General features: G+C 44.2%; 24 protein-coding genes. 18 read left to right on the forward strand and 6 right to left on the reverse strand.

All coding sequences use genetic code 11. The annotated features are described in order from the left end of the window. Positions 1 to 413: 413 nt before the first annotated feature. On the reverse strand, positions 414 to 1,370 hold the full coding sequence (locus FFM64_RS05440) for a DUF1002 domain-containing protein (protein ID WP_379858590.1): 957 nt from the start codon (positions 1,368 to 1,370) through the stop codon (positions 414 to 416). 181 nt (positions 1,371 to 1,551) lie between these two features. Between FFM64_RS05440 and FFM64_RS05445 the strand changes: the two genes are divergently transcribed. The 4 genes from FFM64_RS05445 to FFM64_RS05460 all read left to right on the forward strand — a co-directional run bounded on the left by FFM64_RS05445 (position 1,552) and on the right by FFM64_RS05460 (position 4,369). Then, positions 1,552 to 1,875: a magnetosome magnetite crystal formation protein family gene (locus FFM64_RS05445; protein ID WP_137606989.1), complete on the forward strand. Its 324-nt coding sequence runs from the start codon at positions 1,552 to 1,554 to the stop codon at positions 1,873 to 1,875. A 20-nt stretch (positions 1,876 to 1,895) separates the two neighbouring features. Further along, positions 1,896 to 2,477 (forward strand): TetR/AcrR family transcriptional regulator, encoded by a 582-nt coding sequence (locus tag FFM64_RS05450; RefSeq protein ID WP_137606990.1) that lies wholly within the window; start codon positions 1,896 to 1,898, stop codon positions 2,475 to 2,477. Between the two features lie 2 nt (positions 2,478 to 2,479). Continuing rightward, positions 2,480 to 2,998: an O-acetyl-ADP-ribose deacetylase gene (locus FFM64_RS05455; RefSeq protein ID WP_137606991.1), complete on the forward strand. Its 519-nt coding sequence runs from the start codon at positions 2,480 to 2,482 to the stop codon at positions 2,996 to 2,998. 543 nt (positions 2,999 to 3,541) lie between these two features. Beyond that, positions 3,542 to 4,369, forward strand: coding sequence for an undecaprenyl-diphosphate phosphatase (locus FFM64_RS05460; RefSeq protein WP_137606992.1), 828 nt, complete (start codon positions 3,542 to 3,544; stop codon positions 4,367 to 4,369). A gap of 73 nt (positions 4,370 to 4,442) precedes the next feature. Here FFM64_RS05460 and FFM64_RS05465 read toward each other — a convergent pair whose 3' ends face one another. Continuing rightward, positions 4,443 to 4,922, reverse strand: coding sequence for a threonine/serine exporter family protein (locus tag FFM64_RS05465; protein ID WP_137606993.1), 480 nt, complete (start codon positions 4,920 to 4,922; stop codon positions 4,443 to 4,445). A 17-nt stretch (positions 4,923 to 4,939) separates the two neighbouring features. Further along, complete coding sequence (locus FFM64_RS05470; RefSeq protein WP_379858593.1) at positions 4,940 to 5,671, reverse strand: threonine/serine exporter family protein; 732 nt, start codon at positions 5,669 to 5,671, stop codon at positions 4,940 to 4,942. A gap of 162 nt (positions 5,672 to 5,833) precedes the next feature. Here FFM64_RS05470 and FFM64_RS05475 point away from each other — a divergent pair, with 162 nt between their 5' ends. Next, positions 5,834 to 6,694 (forward strand): aldo/keto reductase, encoded by an 861-nt coding sequence (locus tag FFM64_RS05475; protein WP_137606995.1) that lies wholly within the window; start codon positions 5,834 to 5,836, stop codon positions 6,692 to 6,694. A 295-nt stretch (positions 6,695 to 6,989) separates the two neighbouring features. After that, positions 6,990 to 7,928 (forward strand): AEC family transporter, encoded by a 939-nt coding sequence (locus FFM64_RS05480; RefSeq protein ID WP_137606996.1) that lies wholly within the window; start codon positions 6,990 to 6,992, stop codon positions 7,926 to 7,928. Positions 7,929 to 7,980: 52 nt separating this feature from the next. On the opposite strand, the gene FFM64_RS05485 is transcribed toward FFM64_RS05480, so the two are convergent. Continuing rightward, positions 7,981 to 9,531: a bifunctional metallophosphatase/5'-nucleotidase gene (locus tag FFM64_RS05485; protein ID WP_137606997.1), complete on the reverse strand. Its 1,551-nt coding sequence runs from the start codon at positions 9,529 to 9,531 to the stop codon at positions 7,981 to 7,983. A 764-nt stretch (positions 9,532 to 10,295) separates the two neighbouring features. On the opposite strand from FFM64_RS05485, the gene FFM64_RS05490 reads away from it, so the two are divergent. After that, on the forward strand, positions 10,296 to 12,908 hold the full coding sequence (locus FFM64_RS05490) for a cation-translocating P-type ATPase (protein WP_137606998.1): 2,613 nt from the start codon (positions 10,296 to 10,298) through the stop codon (positions 12,906 to 12,908). A gap of 51 nt (positions 12,909 to 12,959) precedes the next feature. Here FFM64_RS05490 and FFM64_RS05495 read toward each other — a convergent pair whose 3' ends face one another. Further along, on the reverse strand, positions 12,960 to 13,433 hold the full coding sequence (locus FFM64_RS05495) for a nucleoside 2-deoxyribosyltransferase (protein ID WP_137606999.1): 474 nt from the start codon (positions 13,431 to 13,433) through the stop codon (positions 12,960 to 12,962). Positions 13,434 to 13,642: 209 nt separating this feature from the next. Here FFM64_RS05495 and FFM64_RS05500 point away from each other — a divergent pair, with 209 nt between their 5' ends. The 5 genes from FFM64_RS05500 (at position 13,643) to FFM64_RS05520 (ending at position 19,448) form a co-directional block, all read left to right on the forward strand. Then, entirely contained in the window at positions 13,643 to 14,092 is a 450-nt protein-coding gene (locus FFM64_RS05500) for a DUF1836 domain-containing protein (protein WP_137607000.1), read from the forward strand. A 24-nt stretch (positions 14,093 to 14,116) separates the two neighbouring features. Further along, positions 14,117 to 15,055 (forward strand): alpha/beta hydrolase, encoded by a 939-nt coding sequence (locus FFM64_RS05505; protein ID WP_137607001.1) that lies wholly within the window; start codon positions 14,117 to 14,119, stop codon positions 15,053 to 15,055. A 238-nt stretch (positions 15,056 to 15,293) separates the two neighbouring features. Next, positions 15,294 to 17,138, forward strand: coding sequence for a PTS beta-glucoside transporter subunit IIBCA (locus tag FFM64_RS05510; RefSeq protein WP_137607002.1), 1,845 nt, complete (start codon positions 15,294 to 15,296; stop codon positions 17,136 to 17,138). Positions 17,139 to 17,141: 3 nt separating this feature from the next. Next, positions 17,142 to 18,593 (forward strand): glycoside hydrolase family 1 protein, encoded by a 1,452-nt coding sequence (locus FFM64_RS05515; protein WP_137607003.1) that lies wholly within the window; start codon positions 17,142 to 17,144, stop codon positions 18,591 to 18,593. A gap of 21 nt (positions 18,594 to 18,614) precedes the next feature. Beyond that, complete coding sequence (locus tag FFM64_RS05520) at positions 18,615 to 19,448, forward strand: PRD domain-containing protein (RefSeq protein ID WP_137607004.1); 834 nt, start codon at positions 18,615 to 18,617, stop codon at positions 19,446 to 19,448. Positions 19,449 to 19,825: 377 nt separating this feature from the next. Here FFM64_RS05520 and FFM64_RS05525 read toward each other — a convergent pair whose 3' ends face one another. Further along, entirely contained in the window at positions 19,826 to 21,043 is a 1,218-nt protein-coding gene (locus FFM64_RS05525; protein WP_137607005.1) for an MFS transporter, read from the reverse strand. A 218-nt stretch (positions 21,044 to 21,261) separates the two neighbouring features. On the opposite strand from FFM64_RS05525, the gene FFM64_RS05530 reads away from it, so the two are divergent. The 6 genes from FFM64_RS05530 to FFM64_RS05555 all read left to right on the forward strand — a co-directional run bounded on the left by FFM64_RS05530 (position 21,262) and on the right by FFM64_RS05555 (position 26,379). Further along, positions 21,262 to 22,635: a cytosine permease gene (locus FFM64_RS05530; protein WP_137607071.1), complete on the forward strand. Its 1,374-nt coding sequence runs from the start codon at positions 21,262 to 21,264 to the stop codon at positions 22,633 to 22,635. Positions 22,636 to 22,681: 46 nt separating this feature from the next. Further along, complete coding sequence (locus tag FFM64_RS05535) at positions 22,682 to 23,065, forward strand: DUF1398 family protein (RefSeq protein WP_137607006.1); 384 nt, start codon at positions 22,682 to 22,684, stop codon at positions 23,063 to 23,065. A 145-nt stretch (positions 23,066 to 23,210) separates the two neighbouring features. After that, positions 23,211 to 24,305, forward strand: coding sequence for a hypothetical protein (locus FFM64_RS05540; protein ID WP_137607007.1), 1,095 nt, complete (start codon positions 23,211 to 23,213; stop codon positions 24,303 to 24,305). 151 nt (positions 24,306 to 24,456) lie between these two features. Continuing rightward, on the forward strand, positions 24,457 to 24,762 hold the full coding sequence (locus FFM64_RS05545) for a PTS sugar transporter subunit IIB (RefSeq protein WP_137607008.1): 306 nt from the start codon (positions 24,457 to 24,459) through the stop codon (positions 24,760 to 24,762). A 5-nt stretch (positions 24,763 to 24,767) separates the two neighbouring features. Continuing rightward, a complete protein-coding gene (locus tag FFM64_RS05550) occupies positions 24,768 to 26,027 on the forward strand; it encodes a PTS sugar transporter subunit IIC (RefSeq protein ID WP_137607009.1) in 1,260 nt (419 codons plus the stop codon). A 10-nt stretch (positions 26,028 to 26,037) separates the two neighbouring features. Beyond that, the gene (locus FFM64_RS05555; protein ID WP_137607010.1) at positions 26,038 to 26,379 is read left to right on the forward strand and encodes a PTS lactose/cellobiose transporter subunit IIA; all 342 of its coding nucleotides are present in this window, start codon (positions 26,038 to 26,040) and stop codon (positions 26,377 to 26,379) included. The last annotated feature ends 5 nt before the right edge of the window (positions 26,380 to 26,384 follow it).

Genomic DNA, 26,384 nt, shown 5'->3' on the forward strand with positions numbered 1-26,384 from the left:
TTGCCAAAATCGCAAATCTCCCGGATTGTCCGTGGTGTAAGACCGATGCTATCAGCAACAACCTCCAGCTAATCAGTAGTTTTGAGGGGGATAAATCAGTTATTTAGGTTTAGCGGAGTCAGTCAAAATCGGTGTGCAGTGTCGGTAAGATTAGTCAGCGTTCTTGGCTGACTAATCTTACGGGGCAATTCAAAGACGTGGTTTTCCGGCTTTGAATTGAGGTACCAGACCGTACTTCGGCTGGCGCCGTCCCCCACAGCACACCGGTTTTGACTGACGGAGCGCTAAATTTGGTTGAGCCTATAGATGTAACGGTTACTGGTACATTTGTGATGCTTTTAAGTCTCTGGTTAACAAATAACGGCCACAACAGCCGGAAGCGACTGTGTGACCGTTATTTGTTGTGACTAAATTTAACCAAAGATGGATTTAACGATGGAACTGAAGAAGTTCACTATGGCAGTCCAAATTTTTTGAAGTAAGTTTTGATTTTCGGGTGTGTTTAGCTTACTGAAAATACCCTTGGCATTGGATTGGATATTTTTCATCAGTGAGTTAGCTTGTGTCTTGAAACTAGAAGAATTTAAGGCACCGGAATCCCGAATTTTGACTAATAAGTTAATGATTTCTGTTTTTTGATTATTGGTGATGACATTAGTTAAGTTATTGTTAGTAATTTGTTGGTTAACGATAGTTGTGATTTCACTCTTGGTAACATTGCTACCTTTTTTAGCCATTTCGGCTTTGGCGCCAGCCACGGCGTTGTTTAATTGTGCGTCCGTGTAACCATCTTTCCCTTTGTTAGCGGTGGTGATGCCACTCAAGGTACTTAATTCGCTCTGTGCGGCGTTAACTTGTTGGGTGTTTAATGCATTCCCGTTCTGAGCGTACGCGGCATATACACCGGCTAACGCGCCAGAACCATCAATCGAGGTGGCTGAGGTGACATAGATATTGGCGTCCGCAATCCCCGCGGTCAACGCGGCATTTTTATATTGATCGGCGGTAATGGTGGTGATGTTATTACTACCGTTATAGTCGAGAATTTTAACGTTGATCCCGGAACCGGAACTCGTTTTTTGAATCATTGCACTCGACCAAACACCTGAATTGCTAGTAAAGTTTTCACCAGCTGGATTAAGATATTTGACCAAGGTGTCACCGTTAACTGTCAGTGTCTGGTAATTAGAACCGTTTAAACTGGAAGTTAACGTGTCGATCGTACCGCTCTTTTGGCTGCTAGTCAGACTTGAACCAAGAGTAACAATTGGTTCATCAGAGCTATCATCCGCATGGGCGGCTAACTGGTAGCTCCCAACACTTAGTAATAAGGCGGCCAGTAAGCCGAGCCATTTGAACTTTTTCTTCATCATAAAGATTTTCCTCCGAATCTTAACTAATGCAACTTAAATTATAGCAGACTAATGATTCGAGCGGTTAATGGGCTGCACAATTTGATAGACTCCTAAAGATTTTTAGACTTCTTTATCATTTGCCGTCCGGACCGTGGTTCGCTATACTCGGAGTAACTAATGAAGGGTGGGGACCGAGATGACACGGAATCGTGTGATAAATAGTTTGAGTTATTTGAGTATTTTATTCTTGCCGGTACTGTTTCCCTTAATTGTGTGGGCACTAACGGGTGACAATCCAGAGGTTCATCAACCAGCTGGGCGCGCCTTTTGGGTGCAACTACTCCCGACGATCATGGCCGTTTGTTTTTTGATTGTCCTGGCTGTGTCAGGGTTTTACATGAACAACCTAGCTCACAGTGGTTGGTTAGCAATTGTGCTAGTAGCCGTGTTGGCAGTCATTGCGTTGGGAAGTTATCTTTATGCACTAGTGCGAGGAATTCAGTATTTAGTTAGCGAGTGATTTTTAAGGAAGGTGTCAAAATGGCAAATTCACAAAAATTAACGCCGGCAGCGACGACGGCTGCCATGATGGTTCAATTCTGGCAGCGTGGTTATGGACAGACGACTGTTGATGACTTAGTAGCGGTTAGTCAGTTATCACGGTCCCAATTTTATCGGCAATATCGCAGCAAGTCGGTGGCGTTACGCCGCAGTCTCCAAGCATATCAAACGATTTTGGACGAACAATTGACGCAATTGATTCAGCGTGATCGTGCCATGGGGACTCCACTGACCGCGCTATTGGCTGACTGTTTATTAATGCCATTTCAAAGTGACCGGTGGCCAGCGGGATGTCTGATGGTTAACTTGATGGCAGAGTTGGGAGATCAGGATGCCCTGATCGCGGACCAAACTCAGGCAATTTACGCTAATTTACAGACGCGACTAGTTGGCCTGTTGACACCCCACACAAGTGATCTATCAGTTTCAGTGGCAACCGTGGCAGCTAGTTTAATGCAAGTTCGAACTGGTTTGCAGATATTGGCTAAACAACACCCTGGAGCAGCCCAACTCAAGCAGCAAGCAATGGCGAGTGTTGACTTGATTGTTAGGGGGCATTAAGGGTGGCTAAAATTGAAATTATCTTAGGTGACATTACGAAAAGTCGGGTGGACGCCATTGTGAATGCGGCTAACACGACTTTGTTAGGTGGTGGTGGCGTTGATGGGGCGATTCATCGTGCTGCGGGACCGGAACTGCTGGCAGTCTGTCGTCCATTGCATGGTTGTGCCACCGGTGAAGCTAAAATCACGCCAGGTTTTCGATTGCCGGCGACCTATGTTGTGCATACCCCTGGTCCGATTTGGCGGGGCGGCCAACATCACGAGCTCACATTACTCGCAAATAGTTATCGGAATAGCTTAAACTTGGCTGCAACTAATGGTTGTAAAACGATTGCCTTTCCGTCGATTAGTACGGGTGTGTATCATTTTCCACTGGCAGTCGCGGCTGAAATTGCGTTGCGAACCTTGCAAGCGACTGCGGCCACCACGGCGAAGACCATCGAATTAATTCAGATAGTCTGTTTCGACGAACAAACTAAAAAGGCTTATGAGACTGCGTTAGCGGAATTATCAGCCTAAACTTTACAAATTCCTTACTTTCAAATGCTATTCACTAGCGTTAAGCATTGCTATAATTAAATAGCTTAATCCAGATGGCATAGTGGTGACTGGTTCTTTGCCGCCTCCCGGTAGCCATGCTGGTGGCTGGAACGCCATGAAACGTTTTCGAGCCAAAGGACGGTCTCGAAAATCGTTTTTTATCTAAGCCACAGAAAAACACTGTGACTAAGATAAACGCCATGGCTGAGCTACCAGTATGGCTACCTCATGGCTAAATAGTGATCAGTGATTTAGCCGTGAGGTTGGGATTATTTAGGGCTCAGTGGTGAAATTTTACTTGGTTGGCGGTGGTTTACCGGCGACCTAGTAAAAGGCCGGCTTGGAAGACCGTTCTTTGGCTTCCAAACGTGCCCACCACGCTCCAGCCCTAAATAATTCCAAACGGTAGGCGGCAACAGGACTCTCCACGTCAAACAAACCGTCTGGCGGAATTGTTGGGGAAGTTGTGATCAAACCGGACTTGCATGGGGCGCGTCCGGCCTAAAAGAAAGGAATCTGACATTGTTAGATATGATTAAAGCGGTCATCCTGGGGATTGTCGAAGGGATTACCGAATTCTTACCAATTAGTTCAACTGGACATTTAGTGTTGGTTGATGAATTCATCAAGATGCAACAATCAACGCAGTTCACGGATATGTTCAACGTTGTGATTCAATTAGGGGCCATTATGGCGGTGGTTGTGCTATATTTCCATAAGTTAAATCCGCTATCCCCACGTAAGAGCAGCACTGAAAAACGTGATACTTGGGTTTTATGGAGTAAAGTTATTTTAGCAGTCATTCCATCAGTCATTATCGGATTACCGTTAAATGACTGGATGGATGCTCATTTGATGAACTGGGCCGTTGTGTCAGCGACCTTGATCATCTATGGGATTCTATTTATTGTTATTGAAAACCATAACAAGCAATTAACGCCTAAGTTTGGCGACTTGAAGACGTTACCTTACACGACAGCACTCTTCATCGGCTGTTTCCAATTACTTTCCTTAGTACCAGGGACATCACGTTCTGGGGCAACTATCTTAGGGGCCATTTTAATTGGGACTTCTCGTTATGTTGCAACTGAGTTCTCATTCTTCATGGCGATTCCAACCATGTTTGGGGCGTCACTGTTGAAGCTGTATAAATACTTCGATCATGGCAATTCTTTGGCTGGCTTGCAAGGGGCAGTCTTGGCCGTTGGGGTCATTGTTTCCTTCATCGTTGCTTACTTATCAATCCGCTTCTTATTGGATTATATTAAGAAGAACGACTTTAAGGCCTTCGGTTGGTACCGAATCGTCTTAGGGGCTTTGGTCATCGCGTACTTTACGCTTGTACACTAAAAATTGAAAATAGTTTAAAACACCACTTTAACAGCAGCGAAGTTAATCCTTTGCTCGGCTAAGGTGGTGTTTTTTAAAGCTGTTTTAAACTCGCCGCCAAGTGCCAAGTCATGCGATTGATGAATTCGGCGACGAGAAAGCCAATGGCGATGACGCCGGCAATGATGACCACTTGTGCTAAGTATTGATTGGCAATCTCAGGGTGACCGGTCACTAAGTTACGCACGACGCGGTAGGATTGACCGCCGGGTACCAGTGGCACCAGACTAGGAATGTTAAAAATAATCATGGGCATCTGTTTGTAGTGTGCCGCCAGACCACTTGCGACCCCGATGACAATTGCGGCGACTAAGTTACCAATGGCCAGTTTAACGTCAATGGTGGTGGGTAAAACTTGATAGAGGACTTCATAAGTTAACCAGCCGGCAGCGCCGACCCAGCCGCTAAGATTAACGGCGCGCCGGGGAATATTTAATAAGACCCCGAAGCCCGCCGTGGCGAGATAAGCGAGAATCGTTTGTAAGAGTCCAGTTGTAAACAGCCAATGCCACATGATTGCCAGTCTCCTTTTTAGTAGAATATTGATGTTAAAGCGATTCCTAGTCCAATTGCACAGGCGGAAAGGATGGCTTCAATTGCTCGTGCTGGGCCGCTGAGCAGGTTACCGGTCATCGTGTCGCGGACCGCATTAGTGATGGCAACTCCGGGAACCAATGGCATTACAGCACCAATAATAATCGCATCAGGATGATAATTATTTTGCGTGAGATAAGAGCCGATTAGGGTGATGAGGCCAATTAGAAAGGCGCCCACAAACTCACTTAAAAAGCGGATGTGTGCGAGACGGTTCACCCAATAATAGGCGGCGAAACCAACCATGCCAGCTAGGCCACAAGTAATGAGATCGGTCGGAGTCGCGTGTCCTGTAAAGGCGACCATCAAAGTCACACTAACGACTAAAGCGGCTATGACTAACCAGCTAAAGGGAAAGGTTGGGACGGCTTGATTAACGCGTGCGAGGGCTTCGGCAAACTGTTTGAGATCAATGGTCTGATTGGCAAATTGGCGCGATAACGTGTTGACTTGGTCCACTTTTTCTAAGTCCATCCCGCGTTGATGAATGGCGCGGACTTGGCTGGCGTCAGTTTCAGGTAAGGAGACCGTAATTCCTGTTAAGAGCACGAAAATCTGGGCATCGGGATAACCGGCGTTAGTCGCAATCCGGTGCATGGTGTCTTCAACGCGGGCAATTTCCGCCCCATTTTCGAGCAGAATGGCGCCAGCAAGTAACGTTGTTTGCATTAATAATTTTGGTTCAGTCACGGTGGCGCCCCCTTCGAAATCAATTAATTGTATTTTCTCACGAAAAACGGGAAACGTCACTCGTTTAAGAACAGATTGCTTGACCATTGATGGCTTAATACGAGAAAATTAAGCCGTAAATAAAATACTGGAGGCATCTTGATGACAGAATTAACAAAGCTCACCGATACGTATGCTTTAAATAATGGGACTAAGATTCCAATCGTTGGATTTGGGACTTGGCAAACTCCTGATGGTCAAGTCGCTTATGAGTCTGTTTTAGCTGCGTTAAAGGCCGGCTATCGCCACATCGATACTGCGGCTGCTTATGGCAACGAAGACAGTGTTGGTAAGGCAATTGCGGACAGTGGTGTTGCACGGGAAGACTTATTTGTCACGACTAAATTATGGAATGCTGATCACGGCTACGAAGCAACTAAGGCGGCTTTAGAGACGTCACTGCAAAAGTTAGGCTTGGACTATGTGGATCTCTATTTGATTCATTGGCCAAACCCAGCGGCAATGCGGGATAACTTTGAACAATTGACGGCTGATACTTGGAAAGCCATGGAAGAGTTATATGCTAGCCGCAAAGCTCGGGCTATCGGGGTTTCTAATTTTCGGCCAAAGCATTTAGACGTGCTTTTGAAGACGGCCAAAGTTGTGCCAGCAGTTAACCAAATTTTCTTGAATCCAAGTGATATGGAAGCTGACGTAGTTGCATACAATGAAGCCCATGGCATCTTGTCTGAAGCATATAGTCCACTTGGTACCGGTAAGATTTTTGGCATTCCAGAATTGAAGACGATCGCAACTAAGTACAACAAGAGTGTGGCTCAGATTGTTTTACGGTGGTCATTACAAAATAGCTTCTTACCATTACCAAAGTCTGTTCACGCAGATCGGATTCAACAAAATACAGAATTATTTGATTTTGAATTAAGTGCTGCTGATATGGAAACAATCGACGGTATGCATGGTGTCGCTGGTTTAGCTAACGATCCTGATGAAGTTGATTTCTAACACCATTTGATTGAGCAAACCGCTAAGTCTGAACTTAGCGGCTTTTTTGTGTCCAATTTTGCTATTTAGTTAAATTTCTTTGCGGAAAAACAATTAAGTTAATTAGCCGGTTAAAAAGCTAAAGAACTTGGATTCGAAAGCCTAGCTGTCCATGAGCTAACAATTCTGAGGGAATTACAGTCGCGTGACCGCTGAAGGTAAAGTTTGTGTCATCTGCTCGGGTCAAAAGCTGCACGAATGGCCAAGCTGGTTGTGCTAAACTCGGAGCAAATTAAATGGCGAAGAGGCGATCAGCATGTTGACAACGTTATTGTTGGCGATCTTACCCATTGTTGTGACATTGGGATTGGGCGCTTTAGCAGGATGGCGCCAAGAATTTTCGGCGAATACGAGTGATAGCTTAATTCAACTGGTAATGACCTATGCTTTACCACTCAGCTTATTTGGTGGGATCTTGACGTTAAAGCGGACGGTGATTCTACAAAATATTGCTGTCGCCATTTGGTTAGCAGTTGGCATGTTGGGCGGATTACTAATCTTAATTGTTGTGCAGTTTTTGCGTGGCAAGCCGTTAGCGGTAGCGACATTAACGGCCTTGTCGATTGCCAGTCCGTCGGTGCCTTTTATGGGAACCTCCGTGCTATTAATTGTCTTTGGTAAGATTAGTATTCTATTAGTGGCGCTAGGCGGTTTATATATGAATTTGATTCAAGTTCCTATCAGTGTCTTTTTGTTGACGCTGGTCAATCGTGAAGCGACCGTAACGCGTTGGGTAGCCCTGCGAGACACGCTCGTAACGGCTAGCAAGCAGCCAGTCGTCTGGGCCCCGATCTTAGCTTTTATTTTGAATTTAAATGGTTTTAAGTTACCGTTACGATGGTTACCAGTTGCAACCGAGCTAGGGCAGGCTGCTGGGGGTGTCGCTTTATTTGCCCTCGGGCTAATCTTGGCGACGCAACGCGTCAAGATCACGCGATCAATCTTGAAAAATGTGGTGTTAAAAAGTTTAGGCTTACCGTGTCTTGTTTGGTTAGGAATGTACCTGCTAGGGGTGCCACTAGTGACACAGCAACTCGTCGTCATTACTTTAGCGATTCCTACAGCGGCCATTCCAACCATGTTAGCGGTCCAGCAAAAGCTTCCAGCGGATGACTATGTGGCAATACAACTCGTCAGTACACTATTAGCGCCACTAACGATGGGATTACTCATGTTGGGATTGCAGGTCGCATAGGTCAAATTAAAAAAATCGTCTAACTTTAATTTAAGGTTAGACGATTTTTGGATTAGTAGGTCACTTTAAAATTAGTTGGTTGGGTTGCAGTCACCACGGGATGTTCAGCAAAATAATCAGCGATTAAAACGGTCATATCCGTCGAAAGCTGACGGTCGATTTTTTCCGTCCCAAACATGGGATAGTTGCCACCGCCGCCTGCACGATAATGATTCAACGTTACGGTCAGCGATTGATCTGGTTGAACGGGAACGTCATGATAATCGAGCTGAACGACGCGATCGCCGATTGGTCGAGTGAGGTCAAAGGTGTAGTCAATCCCGCTATAAATATCATAAATATAATGGCGTAATTTCGGTTTTAAAAATTCGGGATTAACGATTACTTTGCCAGCGACTAATAAGAAATAACTTGCACAACGTTCCAAGGCTTGCTTCAAATCGGCACCGGTGATGGTTTCAACGGCGAGTTTGTTTGGATAGACGTAGCTATTCATAACTTCGCGCATGGTTACATGTTGCTTTAAGCCAGGGACATCGTCGTTGAAGAGCGCCGTAGCGGCAATATCGGTACCGGTAGCGGCCATTTCAACTTGATTGATGAAATTAAGGTACGGATGATTGTGTAATCGGGCTTCCAAATGGCTATGAACTAACATGCTACCATTGATCTTACCTAACGGCGTATCGAGCCAGTCCTCCATTTGCGTGTTAATTGGGGACAACAAGTTCATGACGTGCTGATCAGGTTCACTGGTTTTAACACTGAAGACTTCAGGCTTTCGATTGATGACCTGCTTTTGGTCATTAACGTCTAACGTGATCATGGCGACATTGGTCCCTTTCATCCCAGGCTGAGTGACGGGCACCCCATGGACGGTTACCGCTAAGCGCCGGTGTTGATGCCCAGTAATGAGCGCATCAATCCCAGGTACTTCAGCCAGTAAAGCTGAGCCGCGGTTTTCGCCGTTCAGTCGTTCGGTCGGGGCGTCAGTTTTCGGGTCTCGTTCCAGCCCACCGTGATAAGCAACCACGACAATATCGGCGAGTTCATGCAACTTTGGCACATATTTCTTGGCCGTTTCGACCACATCGGTAAAATGTAATCCAGTCAGATGGCTTGGTAATTCCCAGCGTGAGACGAACTGGGTCGTTAAGCCTAGAATTGCGACTTTGACGCCAGCGCGTTCCAAAATCGTATAGGGCTTGGCAAATAGCGTACGGTTTAAGTCGTCATGAATATTGGCAGCCAGCATTGGATAATTGCGAGCCGATTCACAGAGGTCGAGAAAGTCGAGCCCATAATTGAATTCATGATTGCCAAAGACGCCGGCTTGAACGTGATTACAGTTAGCAAGCCGTGAATAGAGAGGCGCGCCTTCTTGATGTCGCCAGGCGATGAAATAGGTTAACGGTGAACCTTGCACGAAATCACCGTTTTCAATCACAATTGGCCAGACTGCGTCGTTATCTTCAGCCGTTAGTTGATGGATCATGGTCGCCGCACGACTGAGACCAAAAGGCACCACCCGGTCACGCCGACTATAGTCGGTAGGTGCTAAATAGCCATGAACATCGCTGGTTGAGATTAATTTGATTTGCATTCGCCGGGCCTCCACTTATAATTTAATGTCTATTATAACAATATTAACGCAAATTAAGTTAGTCATGACAGTTTACTAGCTAAATTTTTATGTTGAAGCTAATGCTTGATAGTAGTAACCAATCTAAAGGGTGCAAGTTGAAAATACTTGTCCTGTTACACGACCGCAATAATCAAATACTGCCGCTTCCGGTTGTTACTGATAACATGCGGACGAGGGATCGGTTCAAGCCTTACGCCCCCTACACGTCCGATGCTATCAGCAACAACCTCTAGCTAAGTCAGTAGTTCTTTTTTGGATAAATTTGTGATTTATACTTAGTGGAGTCAGTCAAAATCGATGTGCAGTGTCGGCAAGAATAGTCGGCGTTTTTGGCCGACTATTCTTGTGGGGCAATTCAAAGACGTGTTTTATCGGCTTGGAATTGAGGCGTCAGACCGTCCCTTGGCTGGCACCGTCCCCCACAGCACACCGGTTTTGACTGACGGAGCGCTAAATTAGGCAAGTCTACTTTAGATGTAACTGGTACTGGGATATTTGTGATGCTTTTGAGTCTTTCAACCGATAGATAGCTAATGTTGAAACTAGAATAGTCGCCTTAAGTAAGGTGAACTTTGGTTGTTCCTTTTTAAGAGAACAATTAACCAACGGCCCCGAGCTCAATCCTCAAACTTTCTTCATAATCTGGGCAAGAATCGACTAAATGTATGCGGTATCATTAGTTGATAGCAATTGGAACGATAATCAAAGTAGAGGAGAATGTTATGAGCAACGGGAAGCTAAGCAAACTTAACTTAACACCTAAGTCTGGTTTAACGTCGTCTGAGGTCGATGCGCGGTTGGAACAATTTGGCATCAATGAATTGATTGCTAGCCGGCAGCCCCCACTATGGCGGAAAATTTGGCAACATCTCAGTGATGTCTCATCGTTGGTCTTATTATTTGCGGTGGGGCTCGCTAGCTACATGGCCATTGCACAAAATGGCGGTTGGATGAAGACCATCGTCATTGGCTCAATTCTAATCATCAATGTCGCGATTGGCTTATACCAAGAAGCTTCAGCAGAAAAAGCGTTAGCGGCCTTGAAATCGATGAGTCTGCCCACGACCACTGTGCGGCGGGAAAATGTCGCACAGACAGTCGCCGCTGAAAAAATTGTGCCAGGTGATTTAGTGTTATTAAAAGCCGGCGATCAAGTGCCAGCTGACGCTATCGTGATTGAAAGTACTAATTTGACGATTGACGAAGCTGTGTTGACGGGTGAAAGTGTGGCGGTTGAAAAAGACGCCTATTTATCGGGAACGACGCCGACTGAAATGCAACAAGCTTTTGCCGGAACTGCTGTAACGGCTGGGACGGCTGTGATCCAGATCGTGGCTACCGGGATGACAACTGAGTTAGGTCAAATTGCCGGTCTCTTAAACAAAACGAAGAAACGGGCGACGCCGTTACAAGGTCGTTTAAACCGATTATCTGGTTGGTTAACTACTTTTGCCGTGCTAGGTGGACTCTTGATTTTCGCTCTGAGTATTTGGGTTCAAAATCAAGGTGTCGCTGACAGTTTGATGATTGGGATTTCATTGGCCGTTGCGGCCGTACCGGAAACCTTGCCCATTATTGTGACGATCAGTTTGTCGCATGGGGTCAAACGGATGGCTGATCGGCATGCCATCATGCGCCGCGTGAGTGCGGTGGAAACAATTGGTGGCATCGACGTGATTGCCTCAGATAAGACCGGTACGTTAACACAAAATAAAATGACGATTACGAAATATTGGACGCCAAAGACGGGGATTATGTCCGCCAGTGGCCCAGTTCCAGCGGCTGGGCGTCAATTGATGCAATCGCTTGGCCTAGCAACTAATGCCGAAATCAAACAAGTAAACGGTGGGAAACAGACCTTTGGCGACGCCACTGAATTGGCAATTGTTCGTTGGTTAGCCAAAAATGAAACGAGTCGTGCGGATTTTGAGCAGGACTATCCACGGGTAGCGGAAGATCCATTTGATTCCAAGAAAAAGATGATGACCACCGTGCATGCCTTAAATGATGATCAACAACTCGTGATTGTTAAAGGCGCTTTGGATCGAATTCCGTTGAAAGCTAATGCAGCCAATGATGCCGCTGCGCAACAGGCCCATGACCAATTTGGTGAAGCGGCCTTACGGGTTTTAGCGGTCGGTTATAAGGTGATGCCAAAACAAATAGCCCCAATTACTGATTGGGATGCGGTTAATCAGGACGTGACGTTGGCTGGAATCGTTGGAATTATTGATCCACCGCGCCCGGAAGTGATTCCAGCGATTCGTGAAGCTAAACGCGCGGGTATCAAGCCGGTGATGATTACTGGGGATCATTTAGTGACCGCGACTGCAATCGCCAAAGAGATTGGGATCTTAACGGCGGATCAACAGGTGATGTCTGGCGAAACGCTACGTGGGTTATCAGATGAGGACTTAACTGCCCAGATTAAAGACATTGCCGTCTTTGCCCGGGTATCGCCAACGGACAAAATTAGGATTGTGCAAGCTTGGCAGTCGACTGGGGCGACAGTGGCGATGACGGGTGACGGCGTGAATGATGCGCCAGCCTTGAAAGTCGCGGATGTTGGGATTGCCATGGGTATTACTGGGACCGAAGTTTCCAAGGGTGCTGCCGATATGATTCTGACGGATGATAATTTTGCCACGATCATTGCCGCGGTTAAGGAAGGACGAACAGTTTATCAAAATATTTTGAAGGCTGTCGAATTCTTAGTGGGTGTCAACTTTGCTCAAATCTTCCTGATGGTTGGCGCCGTACTATTCGGTTGGGGAGCGCCGTTGTTAGCGGAACAGTTACTGTTAGTCAATGTGCTAGCAGACGGTATTCCTGGTTTTTACCTTAGTCGGGAACCCGGTGAAGCTACCGCAATGCAACAAGCACCAGTGGGCAATGACGAGAGTATTCTAGCGCGGGGCTTAGGTCGCCGACTCGCGGTTCGGGCCGCTACCTTTACAGTCTTAACATTGGGAATCTATGCACTCGGCCGCTTCGTGCTAACTGCCAATCAGGCACCGGTTGGGATGACAATGGTCTTCTTGATTTTGGGTGTTGGATCGATGATCGATATTTATGCAATCAAGGAACGTCAACCACTCTCACGGGCTAGCTTTAAACGCAATCCATCTTTGAATTGGGCATTGCTAGTGGGTGTTACCATAGTGATCGGTTTGACTGCTATTCCAGGTGTTCAAAACTTATTTAGTTTTGTAACGATTCCACCGGCTGCTTGGGTAATCACGATGCTGGGAATGTTCATTCCAACGATGGTTTTAGAAACAACTAAACGTTTGCAACAACGACGTCGAGGTTATGTGACGGATCTAGTAGAATAACTTAAAAAAGACGAGTTCTCAGAATTTTGAGAACTCGTCTTTCGATTATCGTTAGAATACCGGCCGTTTAGCTGGTTTTGATTTTAAATCATTACAATTGTAAGTGGCTAATTCTTGCAAGCCATTTTTGCTAGCGTCGAAGTAGGCGGTGAGGCCTTGCGCAATCATTAGGTTCAATTGTTTGTCAGCGTCAAATTGGACAACCAACACCGGGGTCTTTTCAGCCACCGCGGCGCCGATTTCAAACATTGTCCCGGAATCGGGTTCATTGCTGGCGCTGGTCATATCGAAGTCAAGTAAGGCGACGACGAGATCAGCACGATGGACTTGGCGCATATCGGAAGCGTAGACGTATTGTTGCCAAGCACGGCTACCAAAAGGTTCATCTTCAAATTGATGTTCTTGCGGTAAGAAGATACCGTCGGAATTGATCGTTGGATTCGCAATTAATGCAGCCTTTACTTGTTCAATGCGTGCTTGTTGTGCATCGTCAAAAAAAGGGGCGGCTAAATAAACGTTATTCATGAAGAACGTCCTTTCTGTGTTGCGGTAGTTTGGGGTATGTCTTATTTTAGCGGAAAACAGGCAATGGTTTCAAGTTTTGTTGATATAAGGTAAATAATGTTTATTTATTATGTAGATTATAATTCTACATAATCTAATGTATAGTCTAAATTTCCTTGTAATCGAAGCTAGTTTCAGGTAAATTAAAACTTAACGTTTGGAGGATTTGTATGACAACTTTAGACATGTTTAAGTTGGACTCGTGGGATCAACTACCGGCGATGCCCATCTATATGGATCAATTATTACAATTAGTGAATCAAATGTTAGCGCCACTTAACATCCCGGCAGTGACCAAGACGATGGTGAACAGCTATGTCAAACAGCACTTTTTTAGTCGGCCAGTTGGTCGTCAGTATAATCGGAATCAAATTGTGGCAGTGCTAGTCGTCACGATTTTGAAGCGAGATTTTCCTTTAGGAACAATCAGCCAAGCCATCTTAGCTATTCGGGAGTCACGCTTGATTGAGAAACGCTATGCTGAATTCGCTACGGCTTTTGAGCAAGCGTTACGTCATCAACCGGTGATGGTATCAACGACTGAACAGACGACACGGGCCATCCAATTTGCTGCCCAGACAGTGGCTTATCATTTATTAACGGAACAAGCTTTGGCATAAAGCGATGAGAGAGGAATTGAAACGATGACAATCAAGAAAAAATGGGTAATTGCGTTAAGTACAGTGGTGGCTGTCCTAGTGATCGGTATTACCGGTGGGAGTTTCTACTTATACCACTTTGCCTTTGAGCCGACCCCGAAAGTCTTAACGAGCACTTCAAAAAAGAGCCACGCGATTTTAGTGAAAAATAAAGCTTGGCTAAGACAAGTTGATAAGCAGACTTGGCATGAAACTTCGGCGACGGATAAGCTTAAATTGGTCGCGGATTTTGTACCGGCCGCTAAGAAAACGAATCGGACGATTGTGATTGCACATGGTTACATGGGAAATAAAGAGCAGATGGCGAGTTACATTCGATTGTGGCATTGTCAAGGCTATAACGTGTTGGCACCCGATGATCGTGGCAATGGTCAGAGCCAGGGTAATTACTATGGTTTCGGTTGGCCTGATCGACTAGATTATGTTAAGTGGACGCAACAAGTCGTGCGGCGCTTAGGAACTGATAGCCAGATTGGGTTATTCGGGGTTTCCATGGGCGGTGCAACGGTGATGATGATGAGTGGTGAGAAGTTACCGTCACAAGTTAAAGCGATTGTTGAAGACTGTGGCTATACTAGTGTTGCCGACGAATTAACGTATGAGCTAAAACAGTTGTATCACTTACCAAAGTTCCCATTGATTTATACCGCAAGCTGGGTTGCGGATTGGAAAGCGCATTTTAACTTCCTTGAAGCGAGTTCAGTCAACCAATTGAAGAAGAATAGGTTACCAATCTTCTTTATTCATGGGTCAGTCGATACGTTTGTGCCAACGAAAATGGTATACGAGAACTACAAAGCGACGACGGTTAAAGACAAGAAATTATGGATTGTACCTGGCGCTAAACATGGTGAAGCTTTAAATAAGCAGCCTAAACAGTATGAAGAAAAAGTTTCAGCTTTTATGGCAACGTACATGAAGTAGCATAAATGGCTAGTTGATGGGATTAAGCAATCCGATGCGACTAGCCATTTATGCTACTTCAGAATAAATTTAATTATAAAAGGGTTGACATCAGCGAAGTAAGGGCTTACATTTATGACATACAAACGAATAAAACTAGACATGTAACTGGTAAAGCAGGCAGGATCTAAAAAGTTATTGGGTGACGACTCAATCGCTTTTCAGGTCCTGTTTTTTATGTCTAAAGGAGTGGAATAAAATGGATTTTAAAACAAGTGCTAAAGCAATTATTGCCGGTGTTGGTGGCGCCAAGAACGTTGCCACGTTAATTCATTGTTCGACCCGGCTACGATTCACCCTAAATGATTTTGATCAAGCAGATTTGGAACAACTAAAGAAAATTGATGGGGTGCTCGGTGCAGTGATTGCCGGTGGTCAATGCCAAGTTATTATTGGTAATGATGTCGTTGAGATGTTTGACGCCGTTGAATCAGAACTGGATGGTAAAACCAGTGGTGCTGGCGCAAAAGGGCCAAAGCAATCGTTTGGTAAAGTCGTTTTAGACTTTATTATTGGTGTTTTTCAACCCCTAGTGCCAGCGATTGCCGGTGGTGGGATTCTTAAAGCGATGCTGATGTTAGTTTCTATGTTTGGTTGGATGAGTGATAAGAGTCAAACGTATCAAGTCTTGAATTTGATTGGTACAGCGCCACTATACTTTTTACCACTTCTAGTTGCAGTAACAACTGCAAAGAAGTTAAAAGTTAATGAGCTGGTTGCGATGTCAATCGTGGGTGTCTTGATTTTACCAGATATTGTTACCATGCTAACTAAAGGGACAGAATTATTTGGTTTAAAAATGATGAACGTGACCTATAGTTCGCAGGTTTTTCCGGCAATTCTAAGCGTTTTATTCTATGCAGCCATGGAAAAGTTGTTCACGAAGTATTCGCCCAAAAATATTCGAATCTTTTTTGTCCCAATGATGTCAATGCTGATTACGGCACCGGTTACGTTACTATTTCTTGGCCCATTGGGTTATGTCGTTGGTGAAGGCTTTGTTAGTGTTATTTTATTCTTAAATGTTCACTTTGGCTGGATTGCAACTGCTTTGCTAGCTGGAATTTTACCGTTTATGGTTATAACAGGAATGCACAAACCAATGATTCCATATGTTATTTCTAGTCTCAGTTCAACAGGACGAGAATCACTTTATAATCCTGCGTCATTGGCACATAATTTGGCAGAAAGTGGTGCTTGCTTTGCTGTATCTTTACGAACTAAAGATACAAAATTACGGGCAACTGCGATTTCTGCTGGGATTTCGGCAATGTTTGGTATTACCGAACCAGCACTTTATGGCGTGACGATTCAGCATAAAAGAGTATTAATTAGCGTTATTATAGGTAGTGTCATTGGTGGTGCTTATGTTGGATTGGTTGGGTTAGCAGGGTTTGTAGCAGTTGGTCCTGGACTAGCTAGTTTGCCAATGTTTGTAGATAAGAGTAATCCAGCTAATTTAATTCATGCTTTGATTGGTTTTGTGATTTCATTTGGGGTTGCATTCATTGCTGGTCTGATTTCTTGGAAGAATGAAACCGATACCACAACGGATGAATCCAAATCAACGACTACGGAAGTAGCTGCTGAAGATTTAAATGCCCCAATTGCTGGCAGAGTGATGCCATTGTCCGAAGTTCCCGACGATGTTTTCTCGCAAGGCTTGATTGGTCAAGGGATTGCGGTCGATCCGAGTGAAGGTCGGCTGGTTGCCCCAACTGCTGGGACGATTGAAATGGTCTACGAAACGAAACATGCTTTAGGCATGAAGACCGATAATGGTGCCGAGTTGCTATTCCATATTGGGTTGGACACTGTTCAGCTGAACGGAAAATACTTTGAATCTGATGTTAAAGTTGGCCAACACGTTGAAGCCGGTGAGCTACTTGAGACGTTTGAACTTGATAAGATTAAGGCTGCGGGCTACAACCCAGTAACCATGATGGTTGTGACTAATCAAAATGATTACACGGTGGCAGTCGATGAAACTGGTGAGAATTCAATTAATGATTCAGTCATGAATATTGCAAAGTTAGGAGTTTAACAGATGGGATTAAGAAAAGACTTTTTATGGGGTGGCGCGATTGCTGCTAACCAAGCTGAAGGTGCTTGGAATGTTGATGGCAAGGGCTTATCGGTGGCAGATGTGGCGACCTATAAACCTAAAGTTGATGTTAAAGATTATCGCAAACAAGTTGGTGTGACGATGCCCGACATTGATGCCGCGATTAAGACCCAAGACACCGCCGATTATCCAAAACGACGGGGGATTGACTTCTACCATCGTTATTCAGAAGACATTGACCTGTTCCATGAAATGGGCTTCAAGACCTTACGCCTATCGATTGCCTGGACGCGGATCTTTCCAACTGGGGAAGAAACAGAACCAAATCAAGCTGGTTTGGCTTATTACAAGGCTGTTTTTGCCAAAATGCACGCGGCGAAGATTGAACCAATTGTGACGTTGTCGCATTATGAAATGCCCCTTGCTTTAGCCACGAAGTATAATGGTTGGGCTGATCGCCGAGTCATTGACTTGTTCGTCAGATTTTGTCAGGCGTGTTTCACGGCTTTCAAGGATAATGTGAAATATTGGCTGACTTTTAATGAAATTGATAGTGTGACACGGCATCCCTTTATCTCAGCGGGGATTATTCCAGATCAAACTGAGAACTTATTACAGACGGAATACCAAGCGTTTCACCATCAATTTGTCGCTTCAGCTTTAGTTACTAAGGCATGTCATGAAACAATTCCAGGAAGCCAGGTTGGCTGCATGCTGACCAAATTGACCGATTATCCCAACTCATCAGATCCACGGGACGTGTTGGCCTCATTCAACAAGAATACAATGAACTATTTCCCAGCTGATGTGCAGGTCTTTGGGGAATATCCAGCTTTAGTTTTGAATTATTTCGAAGAACAGGGAATTGAAATTGCCATGGCACCAGACGATTTGGCAATTTTAAAGGCGAATACGGTCGATTTCGTCTCATTCAGCTACTATATGTCGATGGTGTCGTCATATGATGACAGTAATTTAACATTGACTACCGGCAATACGGTTGTTGGTGGCAAGAATCCACATTTGGAAACGACTGATTGGGGTTGGACCGTTGATCCAGTTGGTTTGCGAATTTCATTGTTACAACTTTACGATCGTTACCATAAACCATTAATGATTGTTGAAAATGGGATGGGCGCTAAGGATGAATTAACTGCTGATCATCAAGTACACGATGATTATCGGATCAACTATTTCAAGGGACACTTTGAACAAATGATTCAAGCTGTGGACGCTGGTGTTGATTTGCTCGGCTATACGAGTTGGGCACCGATTGATTTAGTCAGTGCTTCCACTTCACAAATGTCGAAACGCTATGGCTTCATTTATGTTGACGAAGATGATTTAGGCCATGGGACATTGAACCGCTATAAGAAGGACTCATTCACTTGGTATCAAAAAGTTATTCGGACAAATGGTGCGGACTTAAGTTAAACTGAGGGTGGAGGTGATGACATGCTGCACATCAAAAAGGTTCTGAACTCTAGTGTTGTGTTGGCAACAAATGAGCGTGATCAAGAATTCATTTTGCTTGGTAAAGGTGTCGGTTACGGTAAGAAACCTGGAACGGTGGTTACTGACGGAGATTTTAATCAGGTTTTCGTGCCAGCGCCTGATCCTAATGTCGAACAATTATTAACGACCATTGCCTCATCATCACCTCAATTGATTGAAATTACGGAACAAGTGATTAATCATGCCACGGAACGGTTACACATGAAACTCAGCGATACGCTTTTTATTTCGCTACTGGATCATTTGAAGTTCGCTTTAGAGCGGGCTGAAAAAGGGATTGTGATTACGAATCGCGTTTATTGGGAAATTAAGACTTATTATGCGCCTGAGTTTGCGACTGGCAGTTTTGCCGTTAAGCTGATGAACGATCATTTGGGCACTGAGTTTTCTGACCAAGAAGCTGCGAACATTGCGGCCCATGTGATCAATGCCGAGAATGGTACGGATGAACGGAAAGACGCTTTAAAGGCAGGTCAATTGATTGGTCGTGTAATCAATATTATTAAATATCAGGCTGGTGGAACTTTAGATGAAGCTGACCCCAATTATCAACGTTGTCTAGTGCATGTGAAGTTTCTAGTCGAGCGGGCGATTGCGCATAAGTTGCTAGCGGATAGTGATCCGGCAATGGTGGCATTGGTTCAGAGTCAGAATCGGCGGGCCTACCAGATTGCGCAAAAAGTGGCGGCCTATCTGAATATGAAGTTTACCGTCCCCCTGTCAGATGAAGAAATTATGTTAATGGCTATGCAAATTCAACGAATCTTAAAATAAACAAAAGTGCCATCAACTCAACGGTTGGTGGCACTTTTGTTTAGGTCTAAAGGTTGTGAGTTGAAAATAGCCGGTCTGCACTACTATGTCAATAATCAGACTATGAGAAATAGTCAATTATGCTTAGCGGAGTCAGTCAAAATCGGTGTGCAGTGTCGGTAAGATTAGTCAGCGTTCTTAGCTGACTAATCTTACGAGGCAATTCAAAGACGTGTTTTATCGGCTTTGAATTGAGGTGCCAGACCGTACTGTGGCTGGCGCCGTCCCCCACAGCACACCGATTTTGACTGACGGAGCGCTAAATTTAGGTGCGTCTATTTTTAGACGTAATGGTTACTACTACATCTGTGATGCCTTTGAGTCTTTCAACTTTTGATTTAGGCTTTATTTTTAAATGGATGCCGCATGCTTGGAATAAAGATCAAGACGACAATGAAGTTCAATAGTAGTGACAGAGCGGTGAAAATAAAGACCCCGTTGTAGTCGAACCAATTCGAAACGACCCCACCTAGTAAGGAGCCAAGCATACTACCGAGAGCCTGAAATGATTGATTCCAACTAAAAATTGTCCCAGTTAGATGCACGGGGGTGTTTTTGGAGAGTAGCGTTTGCACAGTTGGGAATAACGCGCCATCTGAAACACCAATCATGAAGCGGAGTAATCCGAGTGTCCAAATACTGGAAACGAAGCCTTGTGGAAAGTACATCAAGATTGCAAACACAAAGCCGAAGACTAAGATCCGGTCGGTCCCACGGGTGTCGCCCAAATGACCGAGACGTGGGGCGGATAAAAGTGTCGAAATACCAGGTAATGCGGCAATGATTCCAGCGACGACGGTGATTGGTCCCACATTATGCATCAATTGTTTGACATATAAGCTAATGATCGGTGTGATCGAGTTGTTACCCATTTGAATGATCATCGTAGAGACTAATAAGGTAATAATCAAGGTTGGATTCTTGAACTGACTGAGTAGACTACCTGATTCAGCAGTTTTAGATGCTGGGCTCGGCTGATAATTTTCATGGACGAGTGTCAGGCTCAAGACGAAGACAATTAGCAGGAGTACCCCGGTAATAATAAAAGTCAGTCGGATTGAAAAGACTTGGGCTAAGACGCCACCTAAAATTGGGCCAATCAAGTTACCCGAAACATATCCCGTGGTGAGAATTCCAATCGCGGTCCCACTGCTTTCCTTTGGTGTTTCGGTTGCGATTAGGGCGCTAGCATTTGGAATATAACCGGCACAGAGGCCCTGCAAAAAACGTAGAAAAATGAGCATCCAAATATTATGTACAAACCCCATGGCTCCAATGACGATGGCCATACCGAGCGATGAACGGAGTAGCATAAGTTTTCGACCCCGACGATCGGCGAGCTTACCCCAAAGTGGGGATACCACTGCAATTACGAAAAAGGTGACTGCGTATGTGAGTCCGCTATACATGGTTAATTGTCCACGGGTAAAGTGACCGAGTTCACCAACATAGAGTGATAAAAACGGCATGACTTCAGAGAATCCCATCCCCGCAATAAATGTCCCTAACCATAAAACAGCGAGATTTCGTCGCCAACCTACCAGTGCGCCTTTCAACTGAGTCACCCTCCTTAACCTGTCATTTAATAAATACGTTATTTTAAGTCTGCTTCTTTTTTATTGTAAAACATTTTGTGAAACTGATGTAATCATTATGTTCTCTTAATCTTACGGCTTTTTAAAAGTAAGCACAACGGGCAAATTTGCGTAAAAGTGACTTGACCATTGTCACTGAAAAACGGACAATGGTTAACAATGTAGAAAGGGTGAACGTCGTGAAGCAGGAAACGAAGTATCAGATTGAAGTGGTAGCGCCAAAGCACCGACACATGTCGAATTGGGACATGTTTGCGACGTGGATTGGGGCTAATGCCAACAATGGGACGTGGTATGTTGGTGGGGTCTTAGCAGCTTGTGGGTTATTGACTGCTTTGAAAATAATCGTTGCTTCGTCGACGTTGTCGTATTTGTGTTTATCGTTGGTTGGCTTTATGGGGTACAAAACGGGTGCGTCGACCATGAGTCTGATTCGCGGATCATTCGGTGTGCGGGGCAGTTATGTACCGTCTTTCGTTAATCTAACCATTTATATCGGTTGGACGGCGGTGAATACGTTTATTGCTGCGACTTCGGTGAGCTATCTGTTGCATGATATTATCGGCTGGCCAGTTTATGGTCAACCTGGGGGTGCCAAGGGCCTGATAATGGGGGTTGTTGTGATGAGCATCCTTCATTTTCTAAGTGTTTCAGTTGGTCAGCGCTCGGTTCAAATCGTAGAGCGGATCGGGATCATCTTAGTCATCCTATTTGTTTTGTGGGAATCTGTGGTTGTCTTCAAGACGGTGACATTTTCACAATTATTAACTTGGCATGCGCCCGTAAAATTGCAGATGACCGCTGGAGCTGGGATGGATACCTTAGCGGCGTTTAATTTGGCTTGGGTGATCGCTGGTGCCGACTTTACCCGGTTTACCCGTAAACGGTCGGGGGCAACTAAGATGCCGTTCTTAGGGGCTTTTACAGGGGTTTTCTGGTTTGCCTTTATTGGTTTAGCCGCCACGATGAGTATTGCGATCACCTCGGGAACTTATGATCCGAATAACTCAGATCCAAGTACGATTGCCAGTCGCTTGGGATTAGGTGTGCTAGCGTTGCTGGTCATTATTTTGACGAGTATGACGGCCAATGCGGTTAATTTGTTAGCGGCCGGTTCGGCTTTATCAAATATTTTTCCACGGATTCGACTACGGCCGGCGCTATGGGCTGTCACTGCGATTGCGACATTGGTCACCTTGATTCCATTAGTTATTGGGAGCTTCTTGGCAGCGTTCACGGCATTCTTGGATTATATCGGGATGGTGTTAGGCCCGATGATTGCGGTGATGTTGATCGATTATTATTGGCGCCATCATCAAAATTATGATGTGAATGAGTTGGCGAGTTCTAAGGGACAGTACTGGTATTCACATGGCGTGAACTGGATTGCCCTCGGGTGTTGGGCCTTAGGGGTAATAATTTATTTAGGATTAAAGCATATTCCATTTGTTGCGGATGTTTTAGGCGCTACCTTTATTGATATGGCAATTATTGGCTTGATTTATATGGGCTTAATGCGGATTTTCTATCCAATGAAAGCCAAATCCGTGTAACTTGGTTTACAATGGAGAAGTAAACGAAATTTAAAGGGGCGTAACTATGTTTAAATTAGATGCAATTGATAAAGTTTTAGCTGAGCTCGGCGACCACGTGGATTTTGCCACGGTTGCTAAAAAGCAATCTGACTTAGGTGTTCAACATTTTCAATACGAAGTTGCCACTGGTTCAACCACGTATTTCGGTGCGGATGGTTACCTAGTGGAACGGCGGACGAATGGATTAGGCACCAAGGTTGCGATGGAAGAAGATCCTAAGGAAGTTGCTAAAGTTGGCCAGGAATACGTTGATGGCACATTGTCATTGGCTGAAGCGGTCAAACGGTTAGCAGCTGCTGGTTGTCAAGCTTGGACGGCCAATTTAAAGCGTCACGTGATTGATTTCAGTGGCGCTGAAGGTAAGTTCATGGCAACAATTGAATTTTAAATTTCTAACGAGAGTCAGTGGTGAGATTAGCCACTGGCCTTTTTTGTAAAATGGTCAGCTAAATAATTTAAATGGAAATAAATGATAATAGACAGTTTTCGCGTAGTTATCCTATAGTGATAAACATCATAGGAGTGACCTGAGTATGATAAAAGTAATGTTAGGACTTGCCATCATCTTAATGGTTGTGGCGGGGTATTTCCGGCGGCGCTTACGTCGCGACCAACGTAACTTGATTGATTATTTGTTAAACTATCATAAAAATATGACGCCGCAACAAATTAAATCTAGTCGACACTTTATCATGCAAAGTGATTATTGGCGCCGACCAGAGTTGCAACGTGGTCATCAGCTAGCTTTGATTGGCAAAATCATTGCGGTGGCGAGTGCAATTTTAGTTGGCTTGGAACTATTAGGCTTGTTTAGTACTGCCCTGACTGCCCAGCTATGGTTCACAGAAAGTCTAGGCGGTGTGGCCGTGGGACTGGGGTTAAATATGTATGGGCATTGGCACTTTAATCGAACGTTGGCGACTTTGACGGCTGAAACGTCAGGGCAAGCAGTGACGCTGGCAACCACGCCGCATGATTTGGGCCAAACAGCTATCAAGCATCATGTTGCAATGCGGTTGGCATGGCTTGCGGTGGTAGTCTTGGGATTATTCGCCAGTGCCACCAATTTGTGGCCAGTTGGCGCATTGCGGTACCAAGCTGCTGAGTTGATCATCACCGAATTCGTACATCAGCTCAAAACCACTAAGCTCCGGCCAGAGACTAGTGACCAGCGTGTTCGGAATGATCACAAAGCAGTCCAAGTCTTAGCAACTAGTTCAACGACCAGGTTGACGGCTAATCAAACCGTCAGTTTGTTGTCGGTGTATTATGAAGCAGCCAGTCAGCAGTATTTATGGCAAATGAAGAATGGCGTAAAGGCGACCTATACTTATTATGTGGTCAAACAAAAGGCTGCCAAAGCTTATGTGATCAGACGGCAGACTGATACGGATGAGACACGCTATGTCTACTACGCCAGTGTCACCCCTAAAGGGACGGTCACCTTGTATCAATTTGACGATCCGGATGCAAAACGAACGGCATTCAATGGTCGACTGCCCAAACCAAAACTGATGGCTGATAGCACGGTTGAATTAGGCCAATTGGTGACAGCTTATCAACATCAGCGGGTCTATCGAGTGATGCAGAAGATACTCCATGCTGGTGGCGATTTACCAGCGAAATAAGTAATAAAAATAAACAATGTATGGAAACTAATTGTTGGTTTTCATACATTGTTTTATTTTTTCCGCTCAAGCGGAAAAAAGAGTAATTGTTTGCGCTTACGTAAATTGGCACAATGTACTTGTAATCAAATACAGATAGGAGTGTTCAGATATGAAAAACATTTTATTGATTTGTGGATCAGGTGCATCTAGTGGGTTTATGGCGGCCGCAATTCGTAAAGCTGCTAAAAAGGCAGGCATTGAGGTTAGCGTAAAAGCAAGTAGTGAATCTCAATTAGACGATCGGATTGATACAACCGATATCTTATTAATTGGACCACATTTGTCATATATGGTGGATGACTTAAAGAAAGAAGTCGGTGACAGAAGCATAAAGATTGCAGTTATTCCTCAAGCAATATATGGTTCATTAAATGGTCCTAAGGCATTGGAATTAATTCAACAAATGGAGGGGTGAATATAATGCATAAAATAATGGATTTTATGACCAACTCATTTGCACCAAAAGTAAATAAGATCGTGAAAAATCCATGGATTGCCGCAATTCAGGACTCGATTATGACGGCATTACCATTGGTATTTGTTGGGTCATTAATCACAATTATTTCTCTTTTACAAAATGTTTTCAAAGGAATGCCGGATTTTAGTATTATTAGTGATTTTTCATTTGGCATGTTTGGGCTAGTAGTTGCGTTCCTGATTCCGTACTACGTCATGGAAAAGAAAAAGAATAATAGTAGCAAAATTATTAGTGGTGCGACTTCGTTGGTATTATTTATGATGTTGCTTTCACCAACAATTACCAAGTCTGGAAACATTAAATTTATTATGAGTCGTTTCGGTGCAACTGGGATGTTTTTAGCTATTATTACTGGCTTAGTGGTTGCAGCTGTTATGAATTTAGCTGCAAAACATTCTTTCTTTGGAGAAGATACTGCCATTCCAGATTTTGTTATTGGTTGGTTTGATAGTCTATTACCGATTACGTTTCTATTGTTGGTCGGTTGGTTGATTACAGTTCAATTTAAGATTGATTTCTTCAATGTTGTCTTGCTGGTATTCAGTCCTTTAGCATCGATTGTTCAGAGTTATCCAGGATTTGTATTATCAGTCTTCATTCCAGTGTTCTTATATACGTTTGGTATCAGTGGCTGGGTAATGATGCCAGTCATTTATCCAGTATATATGGCTGGTTTAGCTGAAAATGCAAAGCAAGTAGCGAATGGTGGTGTTGCAACACACATTGCTACACAGGAAACTTGTTATGCATTTTCTAGCATGGGCGGTGTTGGGACAACATTAGCGTTAGCGTTTATTATGTTGCTGTTCAGTAAATCAGCTCAATTGAAGGCTATTGGTAAGGCTGTATTCGTACCTTCACTATTCAATATTAATGAACCATTGGTATTTGGTGCTCCCATTGCATTTAATCCTTATTTGATGGTACCGATGTGGATTAATAGCATCCTGATTCCAACAATTGTGTATATTTCAATGGCTTGGAATTGGGTTGCTATTCCAACCAAGACATTCTTGCTTTGGTATATTCCATATCCAATTACATCATATTTGGCCACACAAGATTGGCGTGCAATCGTATTAGCAGTAATTATTTTTGCAATTTCTTGGATTGTATTTTGGCCATTCTTTAAGGCATACGATAATTCATTAGTAGTTAAAGAGAAAGAAGAAATGTCACAACAAACAGTTGTTTCAGATTAGAGGCTTAAGTATGAAAAAAGTAGAAGAAGAACCATTAAATGATGATCTTGATATGCTCTCAATGAATATTTTAGTTCATGCGGGAAATACGCGTGATGCAGTAGTAAAAGCTCTGGAAGCTATCGAAAACAAACAATTTTCGATAGCAAATGAATTCTTAGCAACTGCTCACCAAGAAATTGTAATAGCGCACGGTTTACAAACTGATACGCTTCAAGAAGAAGCTAACGGTAACCAAATCCGGTATTCAACCTTGTTTTGCCATGCTCAGGATACCCTGATGACAGCACAAAGTGAATTACTGATTGCGGATCATTTAGAGAAAATTGTTGTAAGTATTACTGAAAAATAACTATG

It is taken from the genome of Lactiplantibacillus daoliensis (genome assembly GCF_005405005.1).
Taxonomy (GTDB): Bacteria; Bacillota; Bacilli; order Lactobacillales; family Lactobacillaceae; genus Lactiplantibacillus; species Lactiplantibacillus daoliensis.